The sequence below is a fragment of the Enterobacter adelaidei genome (assembly GCF_041937165.1).
Taxonomy (GTDB): Bacteria; Pseudomonadota; Gammaproteobacteria; order Enterobacterales; family Enterobacteriaceae; genus Enterobacter; species Enterobacter adelaidei.
The window spans coordinates 113851-136599 of record NZ_CP154354.1 but is presented as its reverse complement, the minus strand read 5'-3'; the positions used below and the strand labels follow the sequence as shown (position 1 = coordinate 136599).

The following is a 22749-nucleotide window of genomic DNA, read 5'->3' as shown; positions in this document are numbered from 1 at the left end:
GGGGCCTCGGGTTGTACTGACCCCAAAAAGTTGGACAGTTAAACACGAGGCACATAGGTCTGGGTTCGATATTCAATTGGACTCAGACCTTTTAATTTCAGGCTAATTCTTCTGCTGTTGTAGTAGTCAATATATTCCGTAACAGCATCCTTCAGTTCGCTTATATTACTGAACTCGTCAAGATAAAAACACTCCGACTTTAAGGTTCCAAAGAAACATTCCACGACTGCATTATCCAGACAATTGCCTTTTCTGGACATGCTCTGTGTAATGCCTTGTTCTTTAAGGATGTTTTGATACCTTCTCATACGATACTGCCATCCCTGGTCAGAGTGCAGAATAGGATGCTCGTGAGGCTTAAGCTTTTTGAATGCCTGATCGAGCATATTCTCGACCATGTTCATCACAGGTCTTTCCGACAGGCTGTAAGAAATAACTTCGTTGTTGAAGAGATCTATTACTGGAGACAAATACAGCTTTCGCCCATTGACTGCAAATTCAGTAACGTCGGTAACCCACTTCTCGTTTGGCCGTGTAGCCTTGAAATCCCTTTGGAGAACATTGGGGGCGGTTTGCCCTACCTCTCCTCTGTAGGAGCTGTATCGCTTGACCTTAATCGCTGCCTTAAGCGAGAGGGTTCCCATCAGGCGCTGAACGGCTTTATGGTTAATCCGTTCCCCGTCTCGATGGAGAGACAACGTTACCCTACGGTATCCGTAACGACCTTTATTCTCGTGATAAATCTCACCAATACGCTTTTTAACATCCGCATACTTATCAGGCTTGCTGAGAGCCTTTAGATGGTAATAAAACGTACTGCGCGGTATCTCCGCTGCCTTGAGAAGCTCATCAAGAGGGTAAAACTGCCTTAGCTCGTTGAGTACTTTCACTTTTTCGCGGGATGAGCTAAGGCTTTCAGCTTTTTTAGATACGTAAGCCGCATTTCAAGGAATCGAACTTGTCTTTCAAGATCCTCAATACGTCGGTCTTTCGACAGCTCCAATGCTAACGCCGCTTTTTCTGGATCAACTGACATTGTAATGTTTCTTTTGGTGCCGATCTTGAGTGCGCGTAAACCAGCTTCTCCGTGCTCCTCATAGACTTTCAGCCACTTGGCTACAGAACCACTACCAGCAAGCATAAAGTGAGCAGCAGCCTGATTGAGGGACATCTGCTGCTCGGTCACGGCTTTCACGACCTTAATGCGCAACTCTGGATCAGCACTAACGCCTTTAGGTTTGGGAATTAAACCTTTTTCTCCATGTTTTTCATAGAGGGCAACCCACGTCCTGACCTGGGTTCGAGGCACACCAAAACGTGCAGAGATGATCCTGTAACCATCATCAGTTGTGAAGTAGTGATTCACGACTTCAAGGCGCTTTTCGAAGGGGTATTTTGGCTTTGACATATCAGGGACTATTCCATTTCATCGTCCAACAAAATGGGTGCAGTACAGGTTAATTGAAAAATTACTCGGGGCTTTCTGCTTTTACCACAGTCAAACAGTGTTACCGCTGGCTGGGGCAAAAGCCTCCAGCACCAGCGTTATTATACCACCCTGCCCTGATCAGCCAAACACCCCGCCTACATAAATTACTGATTTTTCATTTATTTGACATGATTCACTTCCGGTTGTCGGCGAAAGTCATTTTATACTAAAGAAAAGGGTAACGGGCAGCTGCTGGGTCGGAACATACAGTGCAGTTCCTGCCCGTTTAATTTCCGGATGCAATGGTAGGATCAGGAGGCACTGCTTCCGTTGATTAGGGAAATCTTATGTGCCTGAATACGGCTGTATTCGAGATGGGATGCAATATTACAGATGCGCTCCAGTCGATCATGCAGCCTCGTGTAGGTCAGTCGATGAATACCGGACATTTCATCAAGTAGCCAGCGCTTGATGTAAGGGTTACAGGAAAGCCGGGCAAGATCGTCGTCATCCACTTCGTCAAAGAACCAGTACTGCTCCATCGGGACTACCTGAAATATCCACGGCCGGGGATAGTCCCCTGTGACAACCAAAAACCATGCAAGAAAGCATAGACACAGCTCAACGACCATAAGCATCGAAAATTGCGAATAACTTAGACCGGGCACATAGGGTGAACTATCCGCAACATACCCCCTGAGCAATTCCGCCACAAGGTAGCCCAATAGCGTCAAGGCCAGCATCAGGGTCAGGATTAATCCCCCATTAAACGCTACCGAAGCCTTTTGAACCCGATCAGGTGCTGTCCGGCTGCGATAGTTGGTCACTACTCTTTCTACAAGTGCCCTTATGGCAGCCTGTTCTTTACTGACATCAGCTCCGGAAAAACCGGACGGGCTTTTATTTAATTCAGTCATACCCCACTCCTGTTATGTGCTCTACTTAACAAACACGTAGATCATACAGAGCTCACGGACGCACTCCTGCCAGATAAAGGAGGGAATTTGGCTGTAAGACGGTTAGCCAACAGTTCAGGTTATGCGTGGGATCCGCCCAGTCAGAAAGGATTCCGTTAATAACAGGCAAGGTTAAAGGCAGATGGACGGTGAAATTGTGGGTGCTAAAAGGGGGTATTACTCTTTTTCCTGCATAGCGGTTTTTTCAGCCCGGGTGGCCAGACGAACATTTCCGAAAGGCTCACGGACAAGCAGTGGCTTCTCCTTCTTCCAGCCCCTGATAGCCGTTTCTCCAAACCGACGTGGTGCATTGCCGTTCCAGCGAGCAATCACATGGTTATCATGAATTTCAATAATGACAACGGGGTGGACAATGACCGTTGAAATGGTGGTATTTCCCATTTTGGTACGGGTTACAGACCAAACCTGCATCCCGGATTCCAGCTGGCTGATTTTCATATTATATCCTTAAGCCATCACGAACTGCGCCACAAACAATTAATGTGGCGCAATTTACCATAAACAATAAACATCAGATACCCGTGAAAAGATTTCCCTTTATTTTAAAATTCTTCTGGAGAAAAAATGATATTTCCAGAAGAGGTCAGCGAAATTCAGAAACGGCCATCACAATGGTGCTGCGCTGACGCTGGCGTTCTGCCTTGCGCTGCCTGCGGCGATAGATCTGTTTTGCGCTGACGTAAGGGCAGTCCTCACGGGTATACCAGCAGCAGCCGCAAGGTTCGGGCCGGGGTTTTCCGGCAAGTCCAAATGGTTTCATCAAGTCACCTTTTTAATGTTTTTAATGGAAAGATACTTACCTAACCCATTGTTTTATAGGAAATAACGTTGTTGCATAAACAGATACAGATAACCCTCAGGAGAAAACATGCAAAGGTTATCAGTGATAACCGCGTCCAGATACCGAGTGTCAGTCTGTAAACGTTTTATCACCAGAAAATGTGCTGCCGCAGCCTTAATGCCAGAACTACCGTTTACAACATTATGTATACCCGCTTTGAATAACGAACGAGCATGAATTACCTTTTCCCGGGCCGCTTCGATCTCAGCATTAATAACGCATTGCCGCGCCTGGATGACTGCCTCTCCGGTTAAATCGCGGAAATTCATTAGAGATGTGATCATGATTGACTCTCCAGATTATGTGGAATCATTATAACAACTGGCACCACGCCACAAATAACCTGAGATAAATTCTTTGAAATATTCCTATATATAAGGAATTACAGTCGGAAAAGAAACAATGAAATAGCGCCGACCGCTTAAAATCGATAAATTAAAATGGACGGCACTGGAATGAAAAACTGAAAGTAGTAAGACCGTAATTATCCTTCACGGATGTAAGCTTTAAAAGAGGAGTACTGGCAAAGCTTTGCCAAGTACTTCGGCGGTTGTGTCTACGATTTTACGGATGTCATCGATCTGCGAAGGCTTATTCAACACCACCGTAAAAAGCTCTCCTTCGTTATCAGCCTGCTCGCAGTTTCCGTATCGGCTCCCGTCGTACAGCTGCACAATACGTGACATAGAAGACTTTGTTTGTTTCATGGCTTTGCACCTGCTTTTAGGCAGTTTGGTTACTGGTTATCAGAAGCTGGTTTCATGCGCTTCCGGCTGGGACACGAACTGGTATTTGACGCCGCCAGGCACACCTACTGCTTCGGCAATAGAGTCGCAAAGCCGCGATAAATCATTTAGTGTCATCGGATATTCAATATCTACTGAATATAAAGCACCTGCATTTTCAGCATCTTCGATGTTTTTATACTGGGCACTAAATATAGCAATGGTCTGAATTTCGTGGTTATGCATGAACCGGTCCTTATTAAATTATAAAAGCCACCCGAGAGTGGCCTGAGTGGAAACTTAAATCTGTGAAGTATATTTGAGAGATTTTTTGCGATCCAGATGCCGGGCAACAATGGTTCCGATAACAAGTAGCGTGATGACCGCACTGAAGAAGGTGCTGTCAGGGACGCCCTGGAAAAAATCACTGAAACTGTAAACAATAAAAATCAATGCGCAAAAATAGAAAACGATACGAACATAAGGGGTAAAAAACATTTTCATCGGTTGCCTTCCATTCAGGGAGAATTCTCAGTAATTACATCACACCTGAAGAGAAACTATTTTCGTATAAATGAGCATTTTCGACATATCAGAGGGGGGTTTTACTCATAAATGAGGTAGTAAGGGTCACACTTGAGATGAAAGTTACTTTCCTGGCTGCGAACGAACTATCTCAAATGTTAGAGGTGTGCGTTCGCCTTAAGAGCTTCATGCCCTGAGGAGCTCAACTTGAGCCGATAGTATAAACCTGGCTCCAGATGCCTTACTGGCTGGCATAACTCCACGAGGCCCAGCCGGAACAGGACCGGAGAGCTCCTGCACGTCACATCATCAGGATTCCCCATAAACGTACGCCGTTCTCTGGCCCGTCTGAAATTGCCAGAGATATCATAGATCGTGCCGGATGCCATCCGTCTTAACACGTAAATCTGCGCCCTTGTAAGCTTCTGGGCGGAACTGCTTAAACCTGACATACCTTCCCGGCCTTATATAAAACAATCCGCCAGCAGCTCGACTGGCGGACAATGTTTGACTGGAAACAGCAAGGACATACTATTTGCTGACAAGTTTGATATTGGTTTCACTCATTCGAAGTCGAAACTCCTGAAAACCCTGCTCTACCGCTAACTCCAGCCACTCAACGGGAATGGTATAGCTACAATCAGACCCACCCAAAGCGGCATCACAAGCGTAATCCCAGTCCTCATCCAGTTTTGGATTCATCCCCTGGGCGTAAGCCACAGTATCGCGGGATGCGGGAGAGCCCTCAAGCTCAGCATTAGTGATCAGGTATACACCATGACTGTGCGCGAGAAGCACTTTTGGCACCAGATGTGTGCTGGCAATTTTTGAGGATGAGGGAAAGAAAACCCTACCAGCTTTACGCGCCTCTTCTTCAGTCTGTCCCTCAGCGTTAAGGAGGGCTCCCCCCGGATAGCATGCCGGGTCATAGATCTGATCTGGGGTGACCGAAAACGTTTTTGCGGTGCGAATTTCTTCGATCAGTTTATTGATATCTGCCATTTCAAATACGAGAGTGGTCACAGGCTTACTCTCCCTCTTCAGTGGACAACATCAGATACTTTGTTGCCAGCAGAAGCTCTCCCACATCCTTGAGGGACAATTCAGCTTTGCCTTCTACGGCAAGCTGCAAGCGCTGTCGAATTGCATGAACAGAATCTGAAGATAAAGATGCCATTTTGCGCAAAACGGCATTAGCCTTTTCTACAGCAGGATACAGAATTTCTGAGTTGGTATTATCTTCGTCATTATCAAAGATAATTTCAGAATCCATATTGATGTTATCTTCAAGCCAGCTTGAAAGCACTTCAAGTAATGACATCACCTTTTCAATTTGCATATCGCCTCCTCTGTTAACATGAAACAAATATAACAAAGTGGCTTACCCGGCTAATAACCTGAGCAGAAAGTTTTCGAACTTAGTTTGAAAACAAGTTTTCTGCTCAGGTTAATGTTAAAGTCGCTGGGTAAAAGATAAAAGGCACTGAAGATGATTTAAGCATCAAACAGACTAAATAGGATTCCGTCTTTTATAACGCTTTTAAAATAGAATGAATGAAATATAAATTTTGCGTTTAAGAATGAACGCTGTAGAGGATGATTTATCCTGTGATATGCAGTTTGTGGCCTTTAAAAAGGCTTTATTATGGACTTGAATTGCAAAGAGAGCACCGACATTTTTCTGGGGGCTCCCGCAGAGAAAAAGCTGTGAGGTTATGAAGACGTATAGGAGGTATTCGGCGAAATACTGTATGGCCACAGGAGAGCTTCAGCACCCATATCCTGCCGCCTCGCTCGCCTGTGGTGATTTCAATATGTTCTACGTCATACCACGTAGTTGTATTTCTCACTTTGTTTATGCTTCCTGACACCGCGTGAACGCAATCTTCGTCTGGATGCGTTCATAGATGGAAAACTGCCTTTCAATGGAATCGGCATTAGACAGTAATTCATGAAGCTCAGCAGAATCTGTATCAGGAACGATAGCGACAGAAACTCCATATTTACGCCCAGTTCTGATCAGGTGCGCAAGTTTTTCCTTCTCTGATTCTGTGAGCATTGCCAGATCCCTTCCGGATACCTGCTCGATAAATGGACCAAGGTTTTTCGGAAAAAAGGGTTCGGCATCAGAATTATGTACCGGGAGCGTTTGCGGCTTATCGAAGCTATTGGACATGAAAAGAACCTTTATAGTTAGAGAGGTGGAGACTGAATGCGTAGCCCATTAAAATTAGTAGTGCCACACTCGAATGCTAATCATACTTTATGATGGCTATGGTAGGAATGGCCGTCAACTTAAACCGCCAGAAGCGAGCCATTCACCGTTAAAGTAACTTTCCCGTATGATGTTCTTTTTATGGAATGAGTTGTTCACACTCCTCTTTAAGAGCCGCCCTGGAACGAGATCGACAGACTTTGCTTAATGAAGAGCGTAATTGATGTTCATCAACCCCATCAGCGACAAACTGACCAATTTTCTTTTCAAGACGCTGCATTGCCTCATAAAGCTTGGCATCAGTATTATTTTTAAGAAACCTCAGTATATAATCAGCAATAATTTGAACAGGAGTAAAGTTACACATCATGTATCCTTAATAAGTTGTGTAAAAATAAAACCATAAAAAACATAATCAGAAGTAGATTATTATACTTGAGTAAGCTTTTCAGCTAACAAGCTGGAGAAGCAGATTCCGGTAAATTACTACATATTTGATAAAAGTTACTGAATAAAAAAGCCCAGCGTACCGGGCTTTCATTCAATTTGATTCTAAGAATCTGACTCGCCGCCTGATTTTTATACCAAGAAGAGCGAACAAAACGCCAACGAATGCGACGGGACTACCTACTTTAAGACAATTAACCGACGCTTTTGAAAAGGTATGTGATTTAGACATACGTTTTTGCTCATAACGAATCGCAAGTGGTGAGACGGATTTATCTAAAGCTGTCTTTTCCAATGCATAACGAACTTTCACGGGAATATTTGACTGTAATACACCAGACATATACGCCCTAACAACATTCTGTGTTAACTTCACATCTGGCTTGCCGAGTTTTATATGTAGTTGCGCCTTTAAATAGTTTACAGATACCTCTTCGCCTGAGGGCCAATTACTATCATTTAAATATGCGACAAGTTTATCGTATTTTTCATGTTTTACATATTTCTTGATAACCTTTACAGTCGAAGCTGAAGTGGCATCAGTCTCTTCCGAACCTAAAGCAGATGTAAAAACTGACAAGCCGATAAGAAAAGCGCCAGCAATTAGAAGCATCGGGAATATCTCACCTATTTCCTCCCCCTTTAAAATTTTAAAGGCAGTTGAAGAAACTACTAATAGCCCCATAATCCCTAATAGCAACTTAGAATATGTAGTTAGGAAGCCTCCAAATGCATCGCCAAAATCCGAAACCACTAACTTATCTTCACCTTCAGATGAATTGAAGAATGACAAGGGCACATCAATATCAAAGTCCAGAACTGAAGGTGAGAGGTGTAATGACAGCAACCACAAGCAAAGACCAAAAATCATTATCAGCAGGCCCGCACCAAATATCGCGAAACCTGAATTTCTAATCTTTATAGACCGGTGAAAAAGAAATGACAGTTCACGGGAAAAATCGTCACTACTCTTAAGGTTACGCACCATGATCTACCCCTTTTTGTGTCAGTCGGGTGCGCAAATTCTCACGCATGGCAAGAACCTGTTTTTCTGTTTCCCTGAGCTTAATAGCCCCTTCTCTCTGGATTTTAACAACATCGCCAACCGTCTGGATAAGCGTATCCTGCACCTCTTTAAGGGTGCTTATATCAATAACCAGCCGTTGGTTTGCTTTCATAGTTTCTACTGCATTGCGATGCAGTAATTTTGCATTACTACGGAGTAACTCATTGTGGCACTGTTGCAAATAGTCGGTGGTGATAAACTTATCATCCCCTTTTGCTGATGGAGCTGCACATGAACCCATTCAAAGGCCGGCATTTTCAGCGTGACATCATTCTGTGGGCCGTACGCTGGTACTGCAAATACGGCATCAGTTACCGTGAGCTGCAGGAGATGCTGGCTGAACGCGGAGTGAATGTCGATCACTCCACGATTTACCGCTGGGTTCAGCGTTATGCGCCTGAAATGGAAAAACGGCTGCGCTGGTACTGGCGTAACCCTTCCGATCTTTGCCCGTGGCACATGGATGAAACCTACGTGAAGGTCAATGGCCGCTGGGCGTATCTGTACCGGGCCGTCGACAGCCGGGGCCGCACTGTCGATTTTTATCTCTCCTCCCGTCGTAACAGCAAAGCTGCATACCGGTTTCTGGGTAAAATCCTCAACAACGTGAAGAAGTGGCAGATCCCGCGATTCATCAACACGGATAAAGCGCCCGCCTATGGTCGCGCGCTTGCTCTGCTCAAACGCGAAGGCCGGTGCCCGTCTGACGTTGAACACCGACAGATTAAGTACCGGAACAACGTGATTGAATGCGATCATGGCAAACTGAAACGGATAATCGGCGCCACGCTGGGATTTAAATCCATGAAGACGGCTTACGCCACCATCAAAGGTATTGAGGTGATGCGTGCACTACGCAAAGGCCAGGCCTCAGCATTTTATTATGGTGATCCCCTGGGCGAAATGCGCCTGGTAAGCAGAGTTTTTGAAATGTAAGGCCTTTGAATAAGACAAAAGGCTGCCTCATCGCTAACTTTGCAACAGTGCCCGTTTTTCCGATGTGCCGAAATGCCCGCTTACCAGGGTGTGCAGCTCATTCAGAATATAATCATACATCTGATAATGCGCTTTCCACGGCTCCTGTGTGGCATTGACATAAAACCCGGCACCCTGGCCGAGATCGTACTCTTTATCATCCGCCACCTGACTGCCGCGCGGACTGGTATCCGGCGCGACAATCACCAGGCCGTGTTCCGCTGCGTAACGCTGTGCCCCGGCTTTGGTGATAAAATTCTGCTCGTTGCAGGTCAGCCCGGAAAGCCAGTACAGCACAGGACATTTCTCTGTTTTTGCCTGCGGCGGCAGAAACACGGAAAAAGTCATCGGCGTGCCGGTCACCGCAGAGTGGTGACGCCAGACTTCCTGGCTGCCGCCGAAACAGACGTGATGTTCAATCCGTTCCATAGTATCTCCCTGAATACGTTATCAGTAATGAATGACTGTGCGGATGGATTTGCCGTCGTGCATCAAATCAAAAGCTTCATTGATTTTATCCAGTTCCATGGTGTGCGTGACAAACGGCGCCAGCTCGATTTTGCCGCTCATGGCATCTTCCACCATTCCCGGCAACTGGGTACGCCCTTTCACGCCGCCGAACGCCGTGCCTTTCCAGACCCGGCCGGTCACCAGCTGGAACGGACGGGTTGAAATCTCTTTTCCGGCACCCGCCACCCCGATAATTACCGACTGCCCCCAGCCACGGTGCGCACTTTCCAGCGCCGACCGCATCACATTGACATTGCCGATACATTCAAAGGTATGATCCACACCCCATTTGGTCATTTCGACCAGCACCTGCTGAACAGGTTTGTCATAATCATTGGGATTAATGCAGTCTGTGGCGCCGAACTGTTTTGCCAGCTCAAACTTGGATGGATTGGTATCGATGGCAAAGATGCGCCCCGCTTTTGCCTGACGTGCGCCCTGCACCACGGCCAGCCCGATACCGCCGAGGCCGAATACCGCCACAGAATCCCCTTCCTGTACCTTCGCGGTATTGTGTACCGCGCCGATCCCGGTGGTCACGCCGCAGCCGAGCAGGCAAACCTGCTCCGCATTGGCCTGCGGATTGATTTTCGCCAGTGATACTTCCGCCACAACGGTATATTCGCTGAATGTCGAGCAGCCCATATAGTGATAGAGCGGCTGACCGTTATACGAAAAACGGCTGGTGCCGTCCGGCATCACGCCTTTGCCCTGGGTTTCGCGGACGGCAACACAGAGGTTGGTTTTACCGGAGGTACAGAAATCACACTCGCCGCACTCGGCGGTGTACAGCGGGATCACATGGTCGCCCGGTTTCACACTGGTCACGCCCTCACCGACCTCAACCACCACCCCGGCACCTTCATGGCCGAGCACCACCGGGAACAGACCTTCCGGATCATCACCGGAAAGCGTGTAGGCATCGGTATGGCATACCCCGGTGTGACTGATTTTCACCAGCACTTCACCTTTCTTCGGCGGTGCCACATCAATTTCAACAATTTCAAGGGGTAAACCCGGCCCGAAGGCGACTGCTGCGCGTGATTTCATAACGGTTCCTCTGTGTCTGAGGCTTATCATGGCAGGCGATAAGCACGAATGCCGTCCACCATACCGCACAACAGCGCTGCCTGTATAGCGCCGGTCAGCAGGTGGCCGCCACCGGTGCCGGTTTTCTGATCAGCAGACAGATTGCCAGCAGCAGACCGTACAGTGCCGTGCCAATCAGCCACACCGTACCGTCCGCACTCTGCTGTGTCTGACTGAAAATAAAAGCAAACAGCAGCGGGCCCGCCACGCCGGTCAGATTGGTCAGGCTGACCAGCACACCCTGTAGTTTTCCCTGATTTGCCGCCGATGCCCCGGCAGAGATAATGCCCTGCAATGCAGGCAGTGCAATTCCGCCGCCTGCCAGCAGGATCAGGACCGGATACACCATCCATCCGGAAGTGATAGCAGACATCAGTAAAAACGCGGTGGCATCGGCAATAAATCCGGCGAAAATAATGGTTTTCTCACTCAGCCGTTTTGCCAGCGCCCCGGCAACCACCGCCTGAAACAGTGCATGCATCGCCCCGAGTCCCGCCAGTGAAAAACCGACCGCCGCGCTGTCCCAGGCAAAGCGGCTCTCCGTAAACAATACCCAGACAGTGGCCGGGATCTGCCCGATAAGCTGCGCGGTAAAAAAGACAAACAGCAACAGCGCCAGAGGTTTAAGCAGTGTGATAAAGCTGATACCTGCGCTTTCTTGTTTCTGCTCCGCCGGTTTTTCTTCTGTCTGTACCGCCGGTTTAAAGATAAAAAAGACCATCAGAAAGGTGCAGGCATTCAGTATTGCCGCAATGACAAACGGCAGATGCGGTGAGATATCCCCCGCCAGTCCGCCGATAGCCGGCCCGGCAATCAGCCCGGCACCAAAGGCCGCACCGAGACGGCCGAACCAGGCGGTACGCTCGCTGACCGCCGTGCTGTCCGCCACTACCGAAGCCGCAACCGCGCCGGTGGCACCAGTGATCCCGGAGATAATCCGCCCGAGATACAACATCCACAGCACATTGGACAGTGCCAGCAGTGTGTAATCAAACGCGGCACCCGCCAGGGATAACAGCAGCACCGGTCTGCGCCCCAGCTTATCTGACCATCTGCCCAGCAGCGGAGCAAAACAGACCTGCATCACCGCATACAGCGCCAGCAGAATGCCGTAATGGTTTGCCACATCCGCTTCCGGGAGATATTCCCGCAGCAGTGACGGTAATACCGGCATGATCAGACCAATTCCCATCGCGTCCAGCAGTGTAATCACCAGCGCGATGACAGCGGGTTTATTCATTTTTCAGATCCTGTGTTAATTCCCTATCATTGATAGAGTTGGAATATATCCCTATCAATGATAGAGTGTCAATCTGAAAATCGGAGGAGACGGTCATGGCACGGCTGAACAGAGAATCGGTTATTGATGCGGCACTGGAACTGCTGAATGAGACAGGGATTGACGGGCTGACGACCCGCAAGCTGGCGCAGAAGCTGGGAATAGAACAGCCGACACTTTACTGGCATGTGAAAAATAAACGGGCGTTACTGGATGCGCTGGCGGTGGAGATCCTGGCGCGTCATCATGATTATTCACTGCCTGCGGCGGGGGAATCCTGGCAGTCATTTCTGCGCAATAATGCAATGAGTTTCCGCCGGGCGCTGCTGCGTTACCGTGACGGGGCAAAAGTGCACCTCGGCACCCGCCCTGATGAAAAACAGTATGATACGGTGGAAACCCAGTTACGCTTTATGACAGAAAACGGCTTTTCACTGCGCGACGGGTTATATGCGATTTCAGCGGTCAGTCATTTTACCCTTGGTGCCGTACTGGAGCAGCAGGAGCATACTGCCGCCCTGACCGACCGCCCTGCAGCACCGGACGAAAACCTGCCGCCGCTATTGCGGGAAGCGCTGCAGATTATGGACAGTGATGATGGTGAGCAGGCCTTTCTGCATGGCCTGGAGAGCCTGATCCGGGGGTTTGAGGTGCAGCTTACGGCACTGTTGCAAATAGTCGGTGGTGATAAACTTATCATCCCCTTTTGCTGATGGAGCTGCACATGAACCCATTCAAAGGCCGGCATTTTCAGCGTGACATCATTCTGTGGGCCGTACGCTGGTACTGCAAATACGGCATCAGTTACCGTGAGCTGCAGGAGATGCTGGCTGAACGCGGAGTGAATGTCGATCACTCCACGATTTACCGCTGGGTTCAGCGTTATGCGCCTGAAATGGAAAAACGGCTGCGCTGGTACTGGCGTAACCCTTCCGATCTTTGCCCGTGGCACATGGATGAAACCTACGTGAAGGTCAATGGCCGCTGGGCGTATCTGTACCGGGCCGTCGACAGCCGGGGCCGCACTGTCGATTTTTATCTCTCCTCCCGTCGTAACAGCAAAGCTGCATACCGGTTTCTGGGTAAAATCCTCAACAACGTGAAGAAGTGGCAGATCCCGCGATTCATCAACACGGATAAAGCGCCCGCCTATGGTCGCGCGCTTGCTCTGCTCAAACGCGAAGGCCGGTGCCCGTCTGACGTTGAACACCGACAGATTAAGTACCGGAACAACGTGATTGAATGCGATCATGGCAAACTGAAACGGATAATCGGCGCCACGCTGGGATTTAAATCCATGAAGACGGCTTACGCCACCATCAAAGGTATTGAGGTGATGCGTGCACTACGCAAAGGCCAGGCCTCAGCATTTTATTATGGTGATCCCCTGGGCGAAATGCGCCTGGTAAGCAGAGTTTTTGAAATGTAAGGCCTTTGAATAAGACAAAAGGCTGCCTCATCGCTAACTTTGCAACAGTGCCTTCTGAAACGAAATTACAGATTACGGTTAAAATATAAAAAAAAGCCACCAATCCTGCCGGATACGGTGGCTTAAATACAGAATTAATTAATTTATTTCAGTATGTTATCACACATCAGCTGAAGTGTATTGATAAACCTTGCTGCATGAAAACCATCACAGACTGCATGATGAACCTGTACAGAAACAGGTAATAGTACGCGGTCACCTTCCTGCTGAAACTTTGCCATTGTAAAAACCGGGGAAAAATAATCATCATTTCCGGTGATATTCAGATTAAATCCGTCAAAACTCACCCAGGGTAACGATGATATATTCAGGTGATTCTCCGGTAAATTTCCCTGCGGAAACAACCTGGTATCATGCTGATATTCTGCTGTTACCGCGTTATAACCCGCCATAAACTCACTGAGATCCGGAAAATAACGGCAGGACAGTGCGGAGAATGTTTCGGTTTCTTTATGAAAGACAGTAAAGACCGGGTCTGACTGTTCCCAGTAAATCAGTTCATTATCTTTCATTGCCATCCGGAACTCCGGAAACTGATTAACAGCCCGGGAGATCAGGTAAATCATCAGCGGATAAAACTTATAACCGGTTTTCGCCAGTGCAGTACGCAAAGCGGTAATATCGAGTTTGGTGGTCAGGCTGAATCCGCATTTAATCTGCTGACGATAAAGGGCAAAATGTTCCCTGCGATTCCAGGTATTCAGGTCAATCCGGGTAAAATTCATGGTTATTCCTTCTGATTAATAGTGAAAAATATTAATAATCAGAAGGCAGTCTGGTTGTCTCAATGGGTAACATTCCGTCCTCCGTAAGCTGTCTGGTATTCAGTAATAATACCCGATACGGGCTTAATCTGTATTAAGCCCGGTTTTATTTATTCCGGCCACTCATCCGCAAATACATAGCGGATCAGTTCTGCGGATTCACGGGGCGGTGCTCTCAGCACATCCGCCATTAAATCAATTTCCATCTGACAGGTTTGCAGCTTGTCTTCCGCCAGCACATACGGATCATCCGTCAGGAAACTATCGCCGTATTTATCCACCGACCCCTGTATTTGTGCCGAAAATAATGACTGAATTTCATCAGCGGAATAATGCGCAACCGGAGCCCCTTCACCGGCTGAATTCACCAGATCCAGCAACGCTCTGTTACCGATAATAAAGTCACGGTACCCGGCGGAAGCCTTTTTCATATCCGGCGGGCCAGACACTTCCGGATGCAGCACACGAAAGCAGAAGTCACCGGAGGTATCCTGCGCCAGTGCTTTCTGCAAAAATTCCAGCCGCATTTTCCCGTAATTAATCACCGCGTCATCCCCCGCGAGATAAAGCAGTTTTTTAATATTTTCGGTGGCCCACTGTTGCAGGCGCATATAGTACTCTAAACAGGGCACTGTTGCAAATAGTCGGTGGTGATAAACTTATCATCCCCTTTTGCTGATGGAGCTGCACATGAACCCATTCAAAGGCCGGCATTTTCAGCGTGACATCATTCTGTGGGCCGTACGCTGGTACTGCAAATACGGCATCAGTTACCGTGAGCTGCAGGAGATGCTGGCTGAACGCGGAGTGAATGTCGATCACTCCACGATTTACCGCTGGGTTCAGCGTTATGCGCCTGAAATGGAAAAACGGCTGCGCTGGTACTGGCGTAACCCTTCCGATCTTTGCCCGTGGCACATGGATGAAACCTACGTGAAGGTCAATGGCCGCTGGGCGTATCTGTACCGGGCCGTCGACAGCCGGGGCCGCACTGTCGATTTTTATCTCTCCTCCCGTCGTAACAGCAAAGCTGCATACCGGTTTCTGGGTAAAATCCTCAACAACGTGAAGAAGTGGCAGATCCCGCGATTCATCAACACGGATAAAGCGCCCGCCTATGGTCGCGCGCTTGCTCTGCTCAAACGCGAAGGCCGGTGCCCGTCTGACGTTGAACACCGACAGATTAAGTACCGGAACAACGTGATTGAATGCGATCATGGCAAACTGAAACGGATAATCGGCGCCACGCTGGGATTTAAATCCATGAAGACGGCTTACGCCACCATCAAAGGTATTGAGGTGATGCGTGCACTACGCAAAGGCCAGGCCTCAGCATTTTATTATGGTGATCCCCTGGGCGAAATGCGCCTGGTAAGCAGAGTTTTTGAAATGTAAGGCCTTTGAATAAGACAAAAGGCTGCCTCATCGCTAACTTTGCAACAGTGCCATACTGTGTAGTATCATAATGCATAAATCACGATTTTTGATACTGACATTCAGTACCGTTTTGGGTGGTATCAAAACTCATAACATTTGAGACGGTTAAAAAGAGAACAGAACACCCGTTTACGAAAGGATGCGTGATGGCTGCTGATTTTCTGACCGACAAACAGACACAGAACTACGGGCGTTATGCCGCAGAGCCAAACGAGATCCAGCTGGCACGGTATTTTCATCTTGATGAGCGAGACCTTACTTTCATCAACCTGCGTAGGGGCAGGCATAACCGGTTGGGAATTGCCCTTCAACTCACAACTGCCCGCTTTCTGGGAACCTTCTTGTCCGATCTCATGCAAATACCGCCCGGTGTCCAGTTTTATGTCGCAAGGCAACTTAACATCCGCTATCCAGAGATCATTTCCCGCTATGCTCAAAGGGAAAACACACGTTGGGAGCACCACGGGCTTATCAGGCAGCACTATAGCTATCATGATTTCGGTGATTTCCCGTGGTCGTTCAGACTGAAGCGATTGCTGTATACCCGTGCATGGCTCAGTAATGAACGCCCCGGACTGATGTTCGATTTTGCCACCGCGTGGTTGCTTCAAAATAAAGTGTTGTTGCCAGCCGCATCCACCCTGACGAGAGTCATTGGTGAAATCCGTGAGCGTGCGACCCGCCGCTTGTGGCGAAAATTGGCCGCGCTGCCAAACCGTTGGCAGACCGCACAACTGGCTGGGTTACTTGAAATCCCCGAAGGACAGCGACTCTCAGTGATGGAGCACCTAAAAAGAGGCCCTGTCACTATCAGCGGCCCCGCGTTCACTGAAGCACTTGAACGTTACACTCGCCTGCGCAGCCTGGAGTTTTCCTGTCTGAATTTCACTGGGCTGCCCGCCATACAGCTCCGCAATCTGGCACGCTATGCCGGAATGGCATCGGTGAAATATATCAGCAGAATGCCAGAAGAACGGCGGCTGGCGATCCTTACCGCATTCGTGAAAGCGCAAGAAATCTCGGCGCTGGACGAGGCCGTTGACGTGCTGGATATGCTGATCCTCAATATTACCCGGGAGGCGAAGAAAACCGGGCAGAAAAAGCGACTTAGGACGCTCAAGGATCTTGACCGCGCGGCGTTGCTGCTGGCGCGGGCATGCGCACTTTTACTTGATGAAGATACCGCCGATGATTTGCTGCGAAAGACCATATTCAGCAGTGTGTCTGTCGCCAGACTGGCAGAGTCCGTGGAAAAAGTGAATGAACTGGCCCGCCCCCAGGATACAAACTTTCAGGATGAAATGGTGGAGCAATACGGACGGGTAAGGCGTTTTTTGCCCGCACTACTGCGCGATCTGCACTTCCGTGCGGCCCCAGACGGTGAACATACCTTGGCTGCCATCCATTACCTGGCAGAGCTAAACGGCTCGAAAAAACGGATCCTGGACGATGCACCTGAACATATCATTTCAGGCCCTTGGAAACGCCTGGTGTACGATGCTGACGGTCGGATACAGCGAGCAGGTTACTCGTTGTGTCTGCTGGAGCGACTTCAGGATGCGCTACGCCGTCGTGACATCTGGTTGGAAAACAGCGATCGTTGGGGTGATCCGCGCCAAAAACTTCTTCAGGGGGAGGAATGGCAGGCGCAGCGGGTTCCAGTCTGCCGGGCATTGGGTCACCCCACTAATGGCAGTAAAGCATCGGAGCAATTGGCCGCTCAGTTAGATGAAACCTGGAAAACGGTGGCATCACGTTTTGATCGCAATACCGCCGTGGACATCTGCAATGAAGGTAAACATCCTTCGCTGACCATCAGCAGCCTGGATAAATTGGATGAACCACCGGCGCTGATACAACTGAGCAGCCGAGTCAGACAATTGCTTCCACCCGTTGACCTGACAGAACTGTTGCTCGAGATTGACGCCAGAACTGGCTTCACCCGTGAATTCAGCCATGTCAGCGAGTCAGGTGCCCGTGCGCAGGATCTGCATATAAGCCTGTGTGCGGTGATGCTGGCTGAGGCCTGCAATATCGGACATGAGCCGCTGATCAAGCACAATATCCCTGCACTGACTCGCCATCGTCTGAGCTGGGTGAAACAGAACTACATCCGAGCAGAAACGCTGGTTAGCGCCAATGCGCGGCTGGTTGATTTTCAGTCCTCGTTAGCGTTGGCAGGATACTGGGGGGCGGGGAGGTAGCCTCCGCTGATGGTATGCGTTTTGTCACGCCAGTGAAAACGGTGAATTCTGGCCCCAACAGAAAATACTTTGGTTCAGGGCGCGGCATCACCTGGTACAACTTTGTCTCTGACCAATATTCGGGTTTTCATGGCATAGTGATTCCTGGAACACTGCGGGATTCCATCTTTGTGCTGGAAGGGCTACTTGAGCAACAAACGGGACTAAACCCGGTTGAAATCATGACGGACACAGCAGGTACCAGTGACATTATCTTTGGCCTGTTCTGGCTACTGGGATACCAATTTTCACCTCGTCTGGCGGATGCGGGTGAGGCTGTGTTCTGGCGGGCCGACAAAGCAGCGAATTACGGGGCGTTGGACAAACTGGCGCGGGGTTGTGTTGACCTTTCTAAAATCGAAAGCCACTGGGATGAGATGATGCGGGTTGCCGGTTCGCTGAAGCTGGGCACTATTCATGCGTCAGAACTCATTCGATCGCTATTGAGAAGTACCCGACCGTCAGGGCTTGCTCAGGCAATAATGGAGGTCGGAAGAGTTAACAAGACACTGTATCTTCTCAACTATATTGATGATGAGGACTATCGTCGCCGGATCCTAACACAGTTGAACCGGGGTGAAGGCCGCCATGCCGTTGCAAGAGCCATCTGCTACGGTCAGCGTGGCGAGATCAGAAAACGTTACCGCGAGGGGCAGGAAGATCAGTTGGGTGCGCTGGGTCTGGTGACAAACGCAGTGGTGCTGTGGAATACGCTTTATATGCAGGAAGCCTTGTCGCACCTGCGCAGCATCGGGGAAGGGCCAGAGGATGAACATATCGCGCGGCTTTCGCCTCTGATGCACGGTCATATCAACATGCTGGGACATTATACGTTCACACTACCGGAGGATATTATGAAGGGGGAATTGAGGCCGTTAAATCTCAATTTAAACAATGAATTATCTCCTTAGCGTGGTTTTTTACATCATTGGCCCTCAAACCCCATGATGATGGTTTCGAAACGTCTTAAGGCCAAAGACTATCGAACGGTTTCCACGGGATTTAACGTCCTGAGCTCTAAGCCAGGGCTGATAACTTTGGCCATAGCCCACTCCTATGCCGTCACCTAGCGCATTTTCATAATCCAAATAGGATTTGAGACGCCTACCCCTACCCATGATCGTACCCAAAAAACGACATTGATACGTACCTATATGTGCATTTTATAGTCTCCAACCCTATAACCACACATTCAGTAAGCATACAACATTAGCGTCGTTTTTTGAGAATGGTTACAACTTTAGTGCTTTGTGTACAACTTTATTGTCTTCGGACAGTAGGACCCTCTAAAACCAATAGAATTTACGTAGAAACGCGTTTAGTAAAGGCTTTACTAATTACTAATGACTAACATATTAGCACTTTCAGATCTGTCAGCAATAACCCCGGGCGGCGAAATAATGAGAAGAGTTCTTCCGGAGAGCCTTTTCTTTCTATCTGATTGATTTTTAACACTTTTAAATGTCAGCTTTATGTAAACCTGTGGGATTTACTCCTAATTAAATCCCATAGTATGAAAATTAGGCATTTGCAAACCTTAATGACGTGACGTTGTCACGTAAATCAATGGAATTTAGTCTCTAGTAAAGAGTTAACTAGTGACTAACTGCCTGATCGGTGTGCTTGAACGGTGCACTTCAGGCCGGATATAAAAATTGATGAGAGATATACAGAAAATGATGGACCGGCTTAATAGGGGTCTGACGCTCAGTGGAACGAAAACTCACGTTAAGCAACGTTTTCTGCCTCTGACGCCTCTTTTAATGGTCTCAGATGTCCTTTGGTCACCAGTTCTGCCAGCGTGAAGGAATAATGGCCGAGCATATTGATATGTCCGTGGCAAAGCGGGGAGAGGCGTGCGATATCTTCATCATTCAGTGTTTCACCCTGCGCCCGGAGATGATCCAGGGCTGCCTGCATATAAATAGTGTTCCATAACACGACGGCGTTAGTGACCAGCCCCAGTGTGCCCAGTTGATCTTCCTGACCGTCGGTATATCGTTTTCTTATCTCACCTTTTTGACCGTGACAGATGGCTCTGGCAACGGCATGGCGACTTTCTCCCCGATTAAGCTGGGTCAGAATGCGCCGGCGGTAATCTTCATCATCAATATAATTAAGCAGATACAGCGTTTTGTTGATGCGCCCCACTTCAATGATTGCCTGAGTCAGTCCGGAAGGACGTTCACTTTTCAGCAATGAACGGACCAGCACTGAAACCTGTACTTTGCCCAGCTTCAGGGAGCCAGCGGTCCGGATCATTTCGTCCCACTGAAGGACTATTTTTCGGGGATCTGATTGCCCTCTGGCAATATCATTCAGCACGCCATAGTCGGCATCATGGTCCATTCGCCAGAAAACCGAAGCACCGGCATCAGCCAGGCGTGGAGAAAACTGGTATCCCAGCAGCCAGAAAAGGCCAAAGACAAGTTCGCTGGCACCTGCTGTATCGGTCATAATTTCGGTTGGATTCAGCCCGGTCTCCTGTTCCAGAAGACCTTCCAGCACAAAGATAGAGTCCCTCAGCGTCCCCGGTATAACGATGCCATGAAAGCCGGAATACTGATCGGACACAAAGTTGTACCAGGTGATCCCTCTGTTATTACCAAAGTATTTGCGGTTCGGTCCGGCATTGATTGTTCTGACTGGCGTAACAAAGCGCATTCCATCTGCAGATGCCACTTCTCCTCCACCCCATATCTGTGCCAGTGGCAGCGTTGCCTGAAAATCAACCAGTCTGGCATTAGCGCTGGTGATAGTTTCAGCCCGCAGATAGTTCGCTTTTGTCCAGTTCAGCCGGTGTCGGGTCAGTGCAGGAACATTTGATCTGATCAGTGGTTCCAGACCGATATTGCAGGCTTCAGCCATCAGCACGGCGCTGATGCTGACGGGCAGATCATCAACTCTGGCACTGGCTTCACTAGCATGGAAAAACTCATCAGCAAATCCGGTATGGGCGTTAATTTCGAGCAGCAACTCCGTTAAATCCACCGGAGGGAGTAGATCACTGATCATTTTGCTCAGTCGTTTCAGACTGTCCGGCTCATCAAGACTGGCGAGGGGAGAAATTGTCAACCGGGGCTTCGGGCCAGAAACATCGAGTTCGACAGCCTCATTTTCGCAAAGACGTGCAGCAACCTGTCTGTAACGACTATCAAGCTGATGACCCAGAGATTTTATTGCTTCCTGCGGGTCTGTCGGGTGCCCCAAAGAACGATAAACCTTAATCCGGTTTGCCTGCCAGTCAGCACCCTGTAGTAATCTTGCACGAGGATCTCCCCACCGGTTACTGCCGGTAACGTAGACATCCCTCCGCCTCAGACTATCCTGCAGTTTACTGAGAAAGCAGAGCGTGTATCCCCTGCGGGTGATATGTTTTTCCTTGTTAATCACCAGCCGTTTCCATGACCGACTGATAATTTCCGTTGGTGCGTCGTCAAAAAACTGCCGCCGTGAGCTGAACTCCCGGCTGAGGTAGTCACAGGCATTCAGAGTGGTAACCCCGGCAGGTGCGGATGAAAATTTAACGGTATTCAGCAGATGGGGCAGGAAACGACGAACGCGCCCGTACTGCTCCACCATTTCTTCATGAAAATTATCGTCTGAGGGCCGGGCAATTTCACGGACAAGCGTGATGATTTCAGCCAGCTTTTGCCTTGGGATGTAGCTGAACACCTCAGCACGAATCGATTCGTCCGGTGTTTCTTCTTTCAGCAGGTACGAACATGCGCTGGCGAGCGCCAATGCAGATTTATCCAGATCCTTCAGCGAGCGGAGCCGTTTTTTCTGCCCAATCTTTCTGGCGTCACGGATGATAACGGCCAGCATGGCGTCCAGAACGTCCAATGCATCATCCAGCGCCAGCGTTTCCCATGCAAGGACAAAGGCAACCAGAACCGCCATCCTTTTCTGCGGTGACATCCTGGCAATATTGAACACCGAAGTCATACCAGCATAACGTGCGAGATTTTTCAGGCGCACAGCCGGGAGTGTACTCAGGTTTTCAGCATGCAGGCCAAAATCGTTCAGAGTTTTCCAGCGTTCAATTGCTTCATTAAACGCCGGACCACTGATGGTCACAGGGCCCTTTTTCAGTGATTCCAGTAAAGACAGGCGGCTGCAATCAGTTGGCCCCAGCAGCATCTCCAGCTGTGAACGCTGTTCGGCTGACGGTATCAGTGCCAGTTTGTTCCACAGGCGCAACGTCGCCTTTTCCCTTACCTCTGAAATCAACCGGGTCAGCGTAGTGGCTCCGGGGAGAATAATACGATGTTGCATAAGCCACCCTGTCGCCAGATCGAAAAGCAGGCCAGGACGTTCGTTGCTTATCCAGCTCCGGGTATATAAAAGACGGGTAAGGCGAAATGTCCAGGGCCAGGCAAATTCACGATACTGATAGTGCTGACGTATCAGCGCTGCATGCTCACGGCGGGTATTTTCCCTCTGACCGTATTCTGCAAGAACGGTGATATCACGAATCCCGAGCTGTCTGGCGGTAAAATGCCGGACGCCGGAAGGAATATGATTCATATCGGTGAGGAAGGTGCCCAGAAAACGGACACATCCAATTTGCAGGGCAATGCCCAGACGGTTGTGATCACCTCTGCTTTTTCCGATAAATTCCTTGTCTGCTTCATCAAGGTGAAAATATCGTGCCAGCTGAAGCTCATCCGGTTCACCGGTGAATCTGCCATAGCTTTCAGTCTGCTCAGTGGTCAGAAAGTCAACGGGCATATCG

At 49.0% G+C, this 22749-nt stretch carries 23 protein-coding genes and 3 pseudogenes; 5 read left to right on the top strand and 21 right to left on the bottom strand.

Annotation, left to right across the window (positions count from 1 at the left end):
• Positions 1 to 38: 38 nt before the first annotated feature.
• The 14 genes from AAHF05_RS23195 to AAHF05_RS23130 form a co-directional block, all read right to left on the bottom strand.
• A protein-coding gene (locus AAHF05_RS23195; RefSeq protein ID WP_085949440.1) for an IS3-like element ISKpn8 family transposase occupies positions 39 to 1408 on the bottom strand; the annotation gives its coding sequence in 2 pieces (ribosomal slippage) (positions 39 to 928 and positions 928 to 1408; 1371 coding nt in all).
• Between the two features lie 332 nt (positions 1409 to 1740).
• Complete coding sequence (locus AAHF05_RS23190) at positions 1741 to 2346, bottom strand: hypothetical protein (RefSeq protein ID WP_000137794.1); 606 nt, start codon at positions 2344 to 2346, stop codon at positions 1741 to 1743.
• A 216-nt stretch (positions 2347 to 2562) separates the two neighbouring features.
• Entirely contained in the window at positions 2563 to 2844 is a 282-nt protein-coding gene (locus tag AAHF05_RS23185; protein WP_000703842.1) for a hypothetical protein, read from the bottom strand.
• Between the two features lie 145 nt (positions 2845 to 2989).
• Positions 2990 to 3166 carry a hypothetical protein gene (locus tag AAHF05_RS23180; RefSeq protein WP_000802040.1) on the bottom strand — a complete coding sequence of 59 codons (177 nt, stop codon included), beginning with the start codon at positions 3164 to 3166 and terminating at the stop codon, positions 2990 to 2992.
• 53 nt (positions 3167 to 3219) lie between these two features.
• On the bottom strand, positions 3220 to 3531 hold the full coding sequence (locus AAHF05_RS23175) for a hypothetical protein (protein WP_000633161.1): 312 nt from the start codon (positions 3529 to 3531) through the stop codon (positions 3220 to 3222).
• A gap of 222 nt (positions 3532 to 3753) precedes the next feature.
• Entirely contained in the window at positions 3754 to 3954 is a 201-nt protein-coding gene (locus tag AAHF05_RS23170; RefSeq protein WP_000814953.1) for a hypothetical protein, read from the bottom strand.
• A 39-nt stretch (positions 3955 to 3993) separates the two neighbouring features.
• Entirely contained in the window at positions 3994 to 4218 is a 225-nt protein-coding gene (locus AAHF05_RS23165) for a hypothetical protein (RefSeq protein ID WP_000551490.1), read from the bottom strand.
• Positions 4219 to 4272: 54 nt separating this feature from the next.
• Positions 4273 to 4476: a hypothetical protein gene (locus AAHF05_RS23160; RefSeq protein ID WP_000781547.1), complete on the bottom strand. Its 204-nt coding sequence runs from the start codon at positions 4474 to 4476 to the stop codon at positions 4273 to 4275.
• Positions 4477 to 5028: 552 nt separating this feature from the next.
• The gene (locus AAHF05_RS23155) at positions 5029 to 5520 is read right to left on the bottom strand and encodes a DUF3085 domain-containing protein (RefSeq protein WP_001371932.1); all 492 of its coding nucleotides are present in this window, start codon (positions 5518 to 5520) and stop codon (positions 5029 to 5031) included.
• A gap of 4 nt (positions 5521 to 5524) precedes the next feature.
• The gene (locus AAHF05_RS23150; protein ID WP_001165367.1) at positions 5525 to 5836 is read right to left on the bottom strand and encodes a DUF957 domain-containing protein; all 312 of its coding nucleotides are present in this window, start codon (positions 5834 to 5836) and stop codon (positions 5525 to 5527) included.
• Between the two features lie 516 nt (positions 5837 to 6352).
• Positions 6353 to 6673: a hypothetical protein gene (locus AAHF05_RS23145; RefSeq protein WP_000071366.1), complete on the bottom strand. Its 321-nt coding sequence runs from the start codon at positions 6671 to 6673 to the stop codon at positions 6353 to 6355.
• Between the two features lie 178 nt (positions 6674 to 6851).
• A complete protein-coding gene (locus AAHF05_RS23140) occupies positions 6852 to 7079 on the bottom strand; it encodes a hypothetical protein (RefSeq protein ID WP_000336109.1) in 228 nt (75 codons plus the stop codon).
• A gap of 174 nt (positions 7080 to 7253) precedes the next feature.
• Positions 7254 to 8147 carry a hypothetical protein gene (locus AAHF05_RS23135; RefSeq protein WP_000252081.1) on the bottom strand — a complete coding sequence of 298 codons (894 nt, stop codon included), beginning with the start codon at positions 8145 to 8147 and terminating at the stop codon, positions 7254 to 7256.
• On the bottom strand, positions 8137 to 8466 hold the full coding sequence (locus AAHF05_RS23130; protein WP_004248813.1) for a toxic anion resistance protein: 330 nt from the start codon (positions 8464 to 8466) through the stop codon (positions 8137 to 8139). Before AAHF05_RS23130 ends, AAHF05_RS23135 begins: the two co-directional genes overlap by 11 nt.
• Between AAHF05_RS23130 and AAHF05_RS23125 the strand changes: the two genes are divergently transcribed.
• Positions 8457 to 9161 carry an IS6-like element IS26 family transposase gene (locus tag AAHF05_RS23125; RefSeq protein ID WP_001067855.1) on the top strand — a complete coding sequence of 235 codons (705 nt, stop codon included), beginning with the start codon at positions 8457 to 8459 and terminating at the stop codon, positions 9159 to 9161. The genes AAHF05_RS23130 and AAHF05_RS23125 overlap by 10 nt on opposite strands.
• Positions 9162 to 9206: 45 nt before the next feature.
• Here the strand turns inward: AAHF05_RS23125 and AAHF05_RS23120 are convergent.
• The 3 genes and pseudogenes from AAHF05_RS23120 to tet(D) form a co-directional block, all read right to left on the bottom strand.
• Positions 9207 to 9629, bottom strand: a pseudogene (locus AAHF05_RS23120) (alpha/beta hydrolase-fold protein); the annotation flags it as partial.
• A gap of 21 nt (positions 9630 to 9650) precedes the next feature.
• Positions 9651 to 10760 carry an S-(hydroxymethyl)glutathione dehydrogenase/class III alcohol dehydrogenase gene (locus tag AAHF05_RS23115; protein ID WP_000842134.1) on the bottom strand — a complete coding sequence of 370 codons (1110 nt, stop codon included), beginning with the start codon at positions 10758 to 10760 and terminating at the stop codon, positions 9651 to 9653.
• A gap of 94 nt (positions 10761 to 10854) precedes the next feature.
• Complete coding sequence (gene tet(D) / locus AAHF05_RS23110) at positions 10855 to 12039, bottom strand: tetracycline efflux MFS transporter Tet(D) (RefSeq protein WP_001039466.1); 1185 nt, start codon at positions 12037 to 12039, stop codon at positions 10855 to 10857.
• Positions 12040 to 12134: 95 nt separating this feature from the next.
• Between tet(D) and tetR(D) the strand changes: the two genes are divergently transcribed.
• Together tetR(D) and AAHF05_RS23100 are read left to right on the top strand one after the other, a co-directional pair.
• The gene (tetR(D), locus tag AAHF05_RS23105; RefSeq protein WP_000113282.1) at positions 12135 to 12791 is read left to right on the top strand and encodes a tetracycline resistance transcriptional repressor TetR(D); all 657 of its coding nucleotides are present in this window, start codon (positions 12135 to 12137) and stop codon (positions 12789 to 12791) included.
• A gap of 11 nt (positions 12792 to 12802) precedes the next feature.
• Positions 12803 to 13507, top strand: coding sequence for an IS6-like element IS26 family transposase (locus AAHF05_RS23100; RefSeq protein WP_001067855.1), 705 nt, complete (start codon positions 12803 to 12805; stop codon positions 13505 to 13507).
• A 143-nt stretch (positions 13508 to 13650) separates the two neighbouring features.
• Here the strand turns inward: AAHF05_RS23100 and AAHF05_RS23095 are convergent, their stop codons facing one another.
• Together AAHF05_RS23095 and AAHF05_RS23090 are read right to left on the bottom strand one after the other, a co-directional pair.
• Entirely contained in the window at positions 13651 to 14292 is a 642-nt protein-coding gene (locus AAHF05_RS23095; protein ID WP_001011939.1) for a type A-2 chloramphenicol O-acetyltransferase CatII, read from the bottom strand.
• A 149-nt stretch (positions 14293 to 14441) separates the two neighbouring features.
• Positions 14442 to 14942 (bottom strand): hypothetical protein, encoded by a 501-nt coding sequence (locus AAHF05_RS23090; RefSeq protein ID WP_001239317.1) that lies wholly within the window; start codon positions 14940 to 14942, stop codon positions 14442 to 14444.
• A 79-nt stretch (positions 14943 to 15021) separates the two neighbouring features.
• On the opposite strand from AAHF05_RS23090, the gene AAHF05_RS23085 reads away from it, so the two are divergent.
• Positions 15022 to 15726 (top strand): IS6-like element IS26 family transposase, encoded by a 705-nt coding sequence (locus tag AAHF05_RS23085; protein ID WP_001067855.1) that lies wholly within the window; start codon positions 15022 to 15024, stop codon positions 15724 to 15726.
• 188 nt (positions 15727 to 15914) lie between these two features.
• Positions 15915 to 18922: pseudogene (locus AAHF05_RS23080) on the top strand (Tn3 family transposase).
• A gap of 36 nt (positions 18923 to 18958) precedes the next feature.
• On the opposite strand, the pseudogene AAHF05_RS23075 reads toward AAHF05_RS23080, so the two are convergent.
• Positions 18959 to 19129, bottom strand: a pseudogene (locus tag AAHF05_RS23075) (transposase); the annotation flags it as partial.
• Positions 19130 to 19739: 610 nt separating this feature from the next.
• Positions 19740 to 22745: a Tn3-like element Tn3 family transposase gene (locus AAHF05_RS23070; protein WP_001143760.1), complete on the bottom strand. Its 3006-nt coding sequence runs from the start codon at positions 22743 to 22745 to the stop codon at positions 19740 to 19742.
• Positions 22746 to 22749 lie beyond the last annotated feature (4 nt).

Excerpts from the sequence above, each read along its gene's own strand:
- AAHF05_RS23115 (WP_000842134.1), bottom strand. The coding sequence starts at position 10,760 with ATGAAATCACGCGCAGCAGTCGCCTTCGGGCCGGGTTTACCCCTTGAA.
- AAHF05_RS23140 (WP_000336109.1), bottom strand. The coding sequence starts at position 7,079 with ATGTGTAACTTTACTCCTGTTCAAATTATTGCTGATTATATACTGAGG.
- AAHF05_RS23145 (WP_000071366.1), bottom strand. The coding sequence starts at position 6,673 with ATGTCCAATAGCTTCGATAAGCCGCAAACGCTCCCGGTACATAATTCT.
- AAHF05_RS23125 (WP_001067855.1), top strand. The coding sequence starts at position 8,457 with ATGAACCCATTCAAAGGCCGGCATTTTCAGCGTGACATCATTCTGTGG.
- AAHF05_RS23070 (WP_001143760.1), bottom strand. The coding sequence starts at position 22,745 with ATGCCCGTTGACTTTCTGACCACTGAGCAGACTGAAAGCTATGGCAGA.
- AAHF05_RS23160 (WP_000781547.1), bottom strand. The coding sequence starts at position 4,476 with ATGAAAATGTTTTTTACCCCTTATGTTCGTATCGTTTTCTATTTTTGC.
- AAHF05_RS23165 (WP_000551490.1), bottom strand. The coding sequence starts at position 4,218 with ATGCATAACCACGAAATTCAGACCATTGCTATATTTAGTGCCCAGTAT.
- AAHF05_RS23175 (WP_000633161.1), bottom strand. The coding sequence starts at position 3,531 with ATGATCACATCTCTAATGAATTTCCGCGATTTAACCGGAGAGGCAGTC.
- AAHF05_RS23090 (WP_001239317.1), bottom strand. The coding sequence starts at position 14,942 with ATGCGCCTGCAACAGTGGGCCACCGAAAATATTAAAAAACTGCTTTAT.
- AAHF05_RS23185 (WP_000703842.1), bottom strand. The coding sequence starts at position 2,844 with ATGAAAATCAGCCAGCTGGAATCCGGGATGCAGGTTTGGTCTGTAACC.
- AAHF05_RS23100 (WP_001067855.1), top strand. The coding sequence starts at position 12,803 with ATGAACCCATTCAAAGGCCGGCATTTTCAGCGTGACATCATTCTGTGG.
- AAHF05_RS23150 (WP_001165367.1), bottom strand. The coding sequence starts at position 5,836 with ATGCAAATTGAAAAGGTGATGTCATTACTTGAAGTGCTTTCAAGCTGG.
- AAHF05_RS23190 (WP_000137794.1), bottom strand. The coding sequence starts at position 2,346 with ATGACTGAATTAAATAAAAGCCCGTCCGGTTTTTCCGGAGCTGATGTC.
- AAHF05_RS23180 (WP_000802040.1), bottom strand. The coding sequence starts at position 3,166 with ATGAAACCATTTGGACTTGCCGGAAAACCCCGGCCCGAACCTTGCGGC.
- AAHF05_RS23085 (WP_001067855.1), top strand. The coding sequence starts at position 15,022 with ATGAACCCATTCAAAGGCCGGCATTTTCAGCGTGACATCATTCTGTGG.
- AAHF05_RS23135 (WP_000252081.1), bottom strand. The coding sequence starts at position 8,147 with ATGGTGCGTAACCTTAAGAGTAGTGACGATTTTTCCCGTGAACTGTCA.
- AAHF05_RS23170 (WP_000814953.1), bottom strand. The coding sequence starts at position 3,954 with ATGAAACAAACAAAGTCTTCTATGTCACGTATTGTGCAGCTGTACGAC.
- AAHF05_RS23095 (WP_001011939.1), bottom strand. The coding sequence starts at position 14,292 with ATGAATTTTACCCGGATTGACCTGAATACCTGGAATCGCAGGGAACAT.
- AAHF05_RS23130 (WP_004248813.1), bottom strand. The coding sequence starts at position 8,466 with ATGGGTTCATGTGCAGCTCCATCAGCAAAAGGGGATGATAAGTTTATC.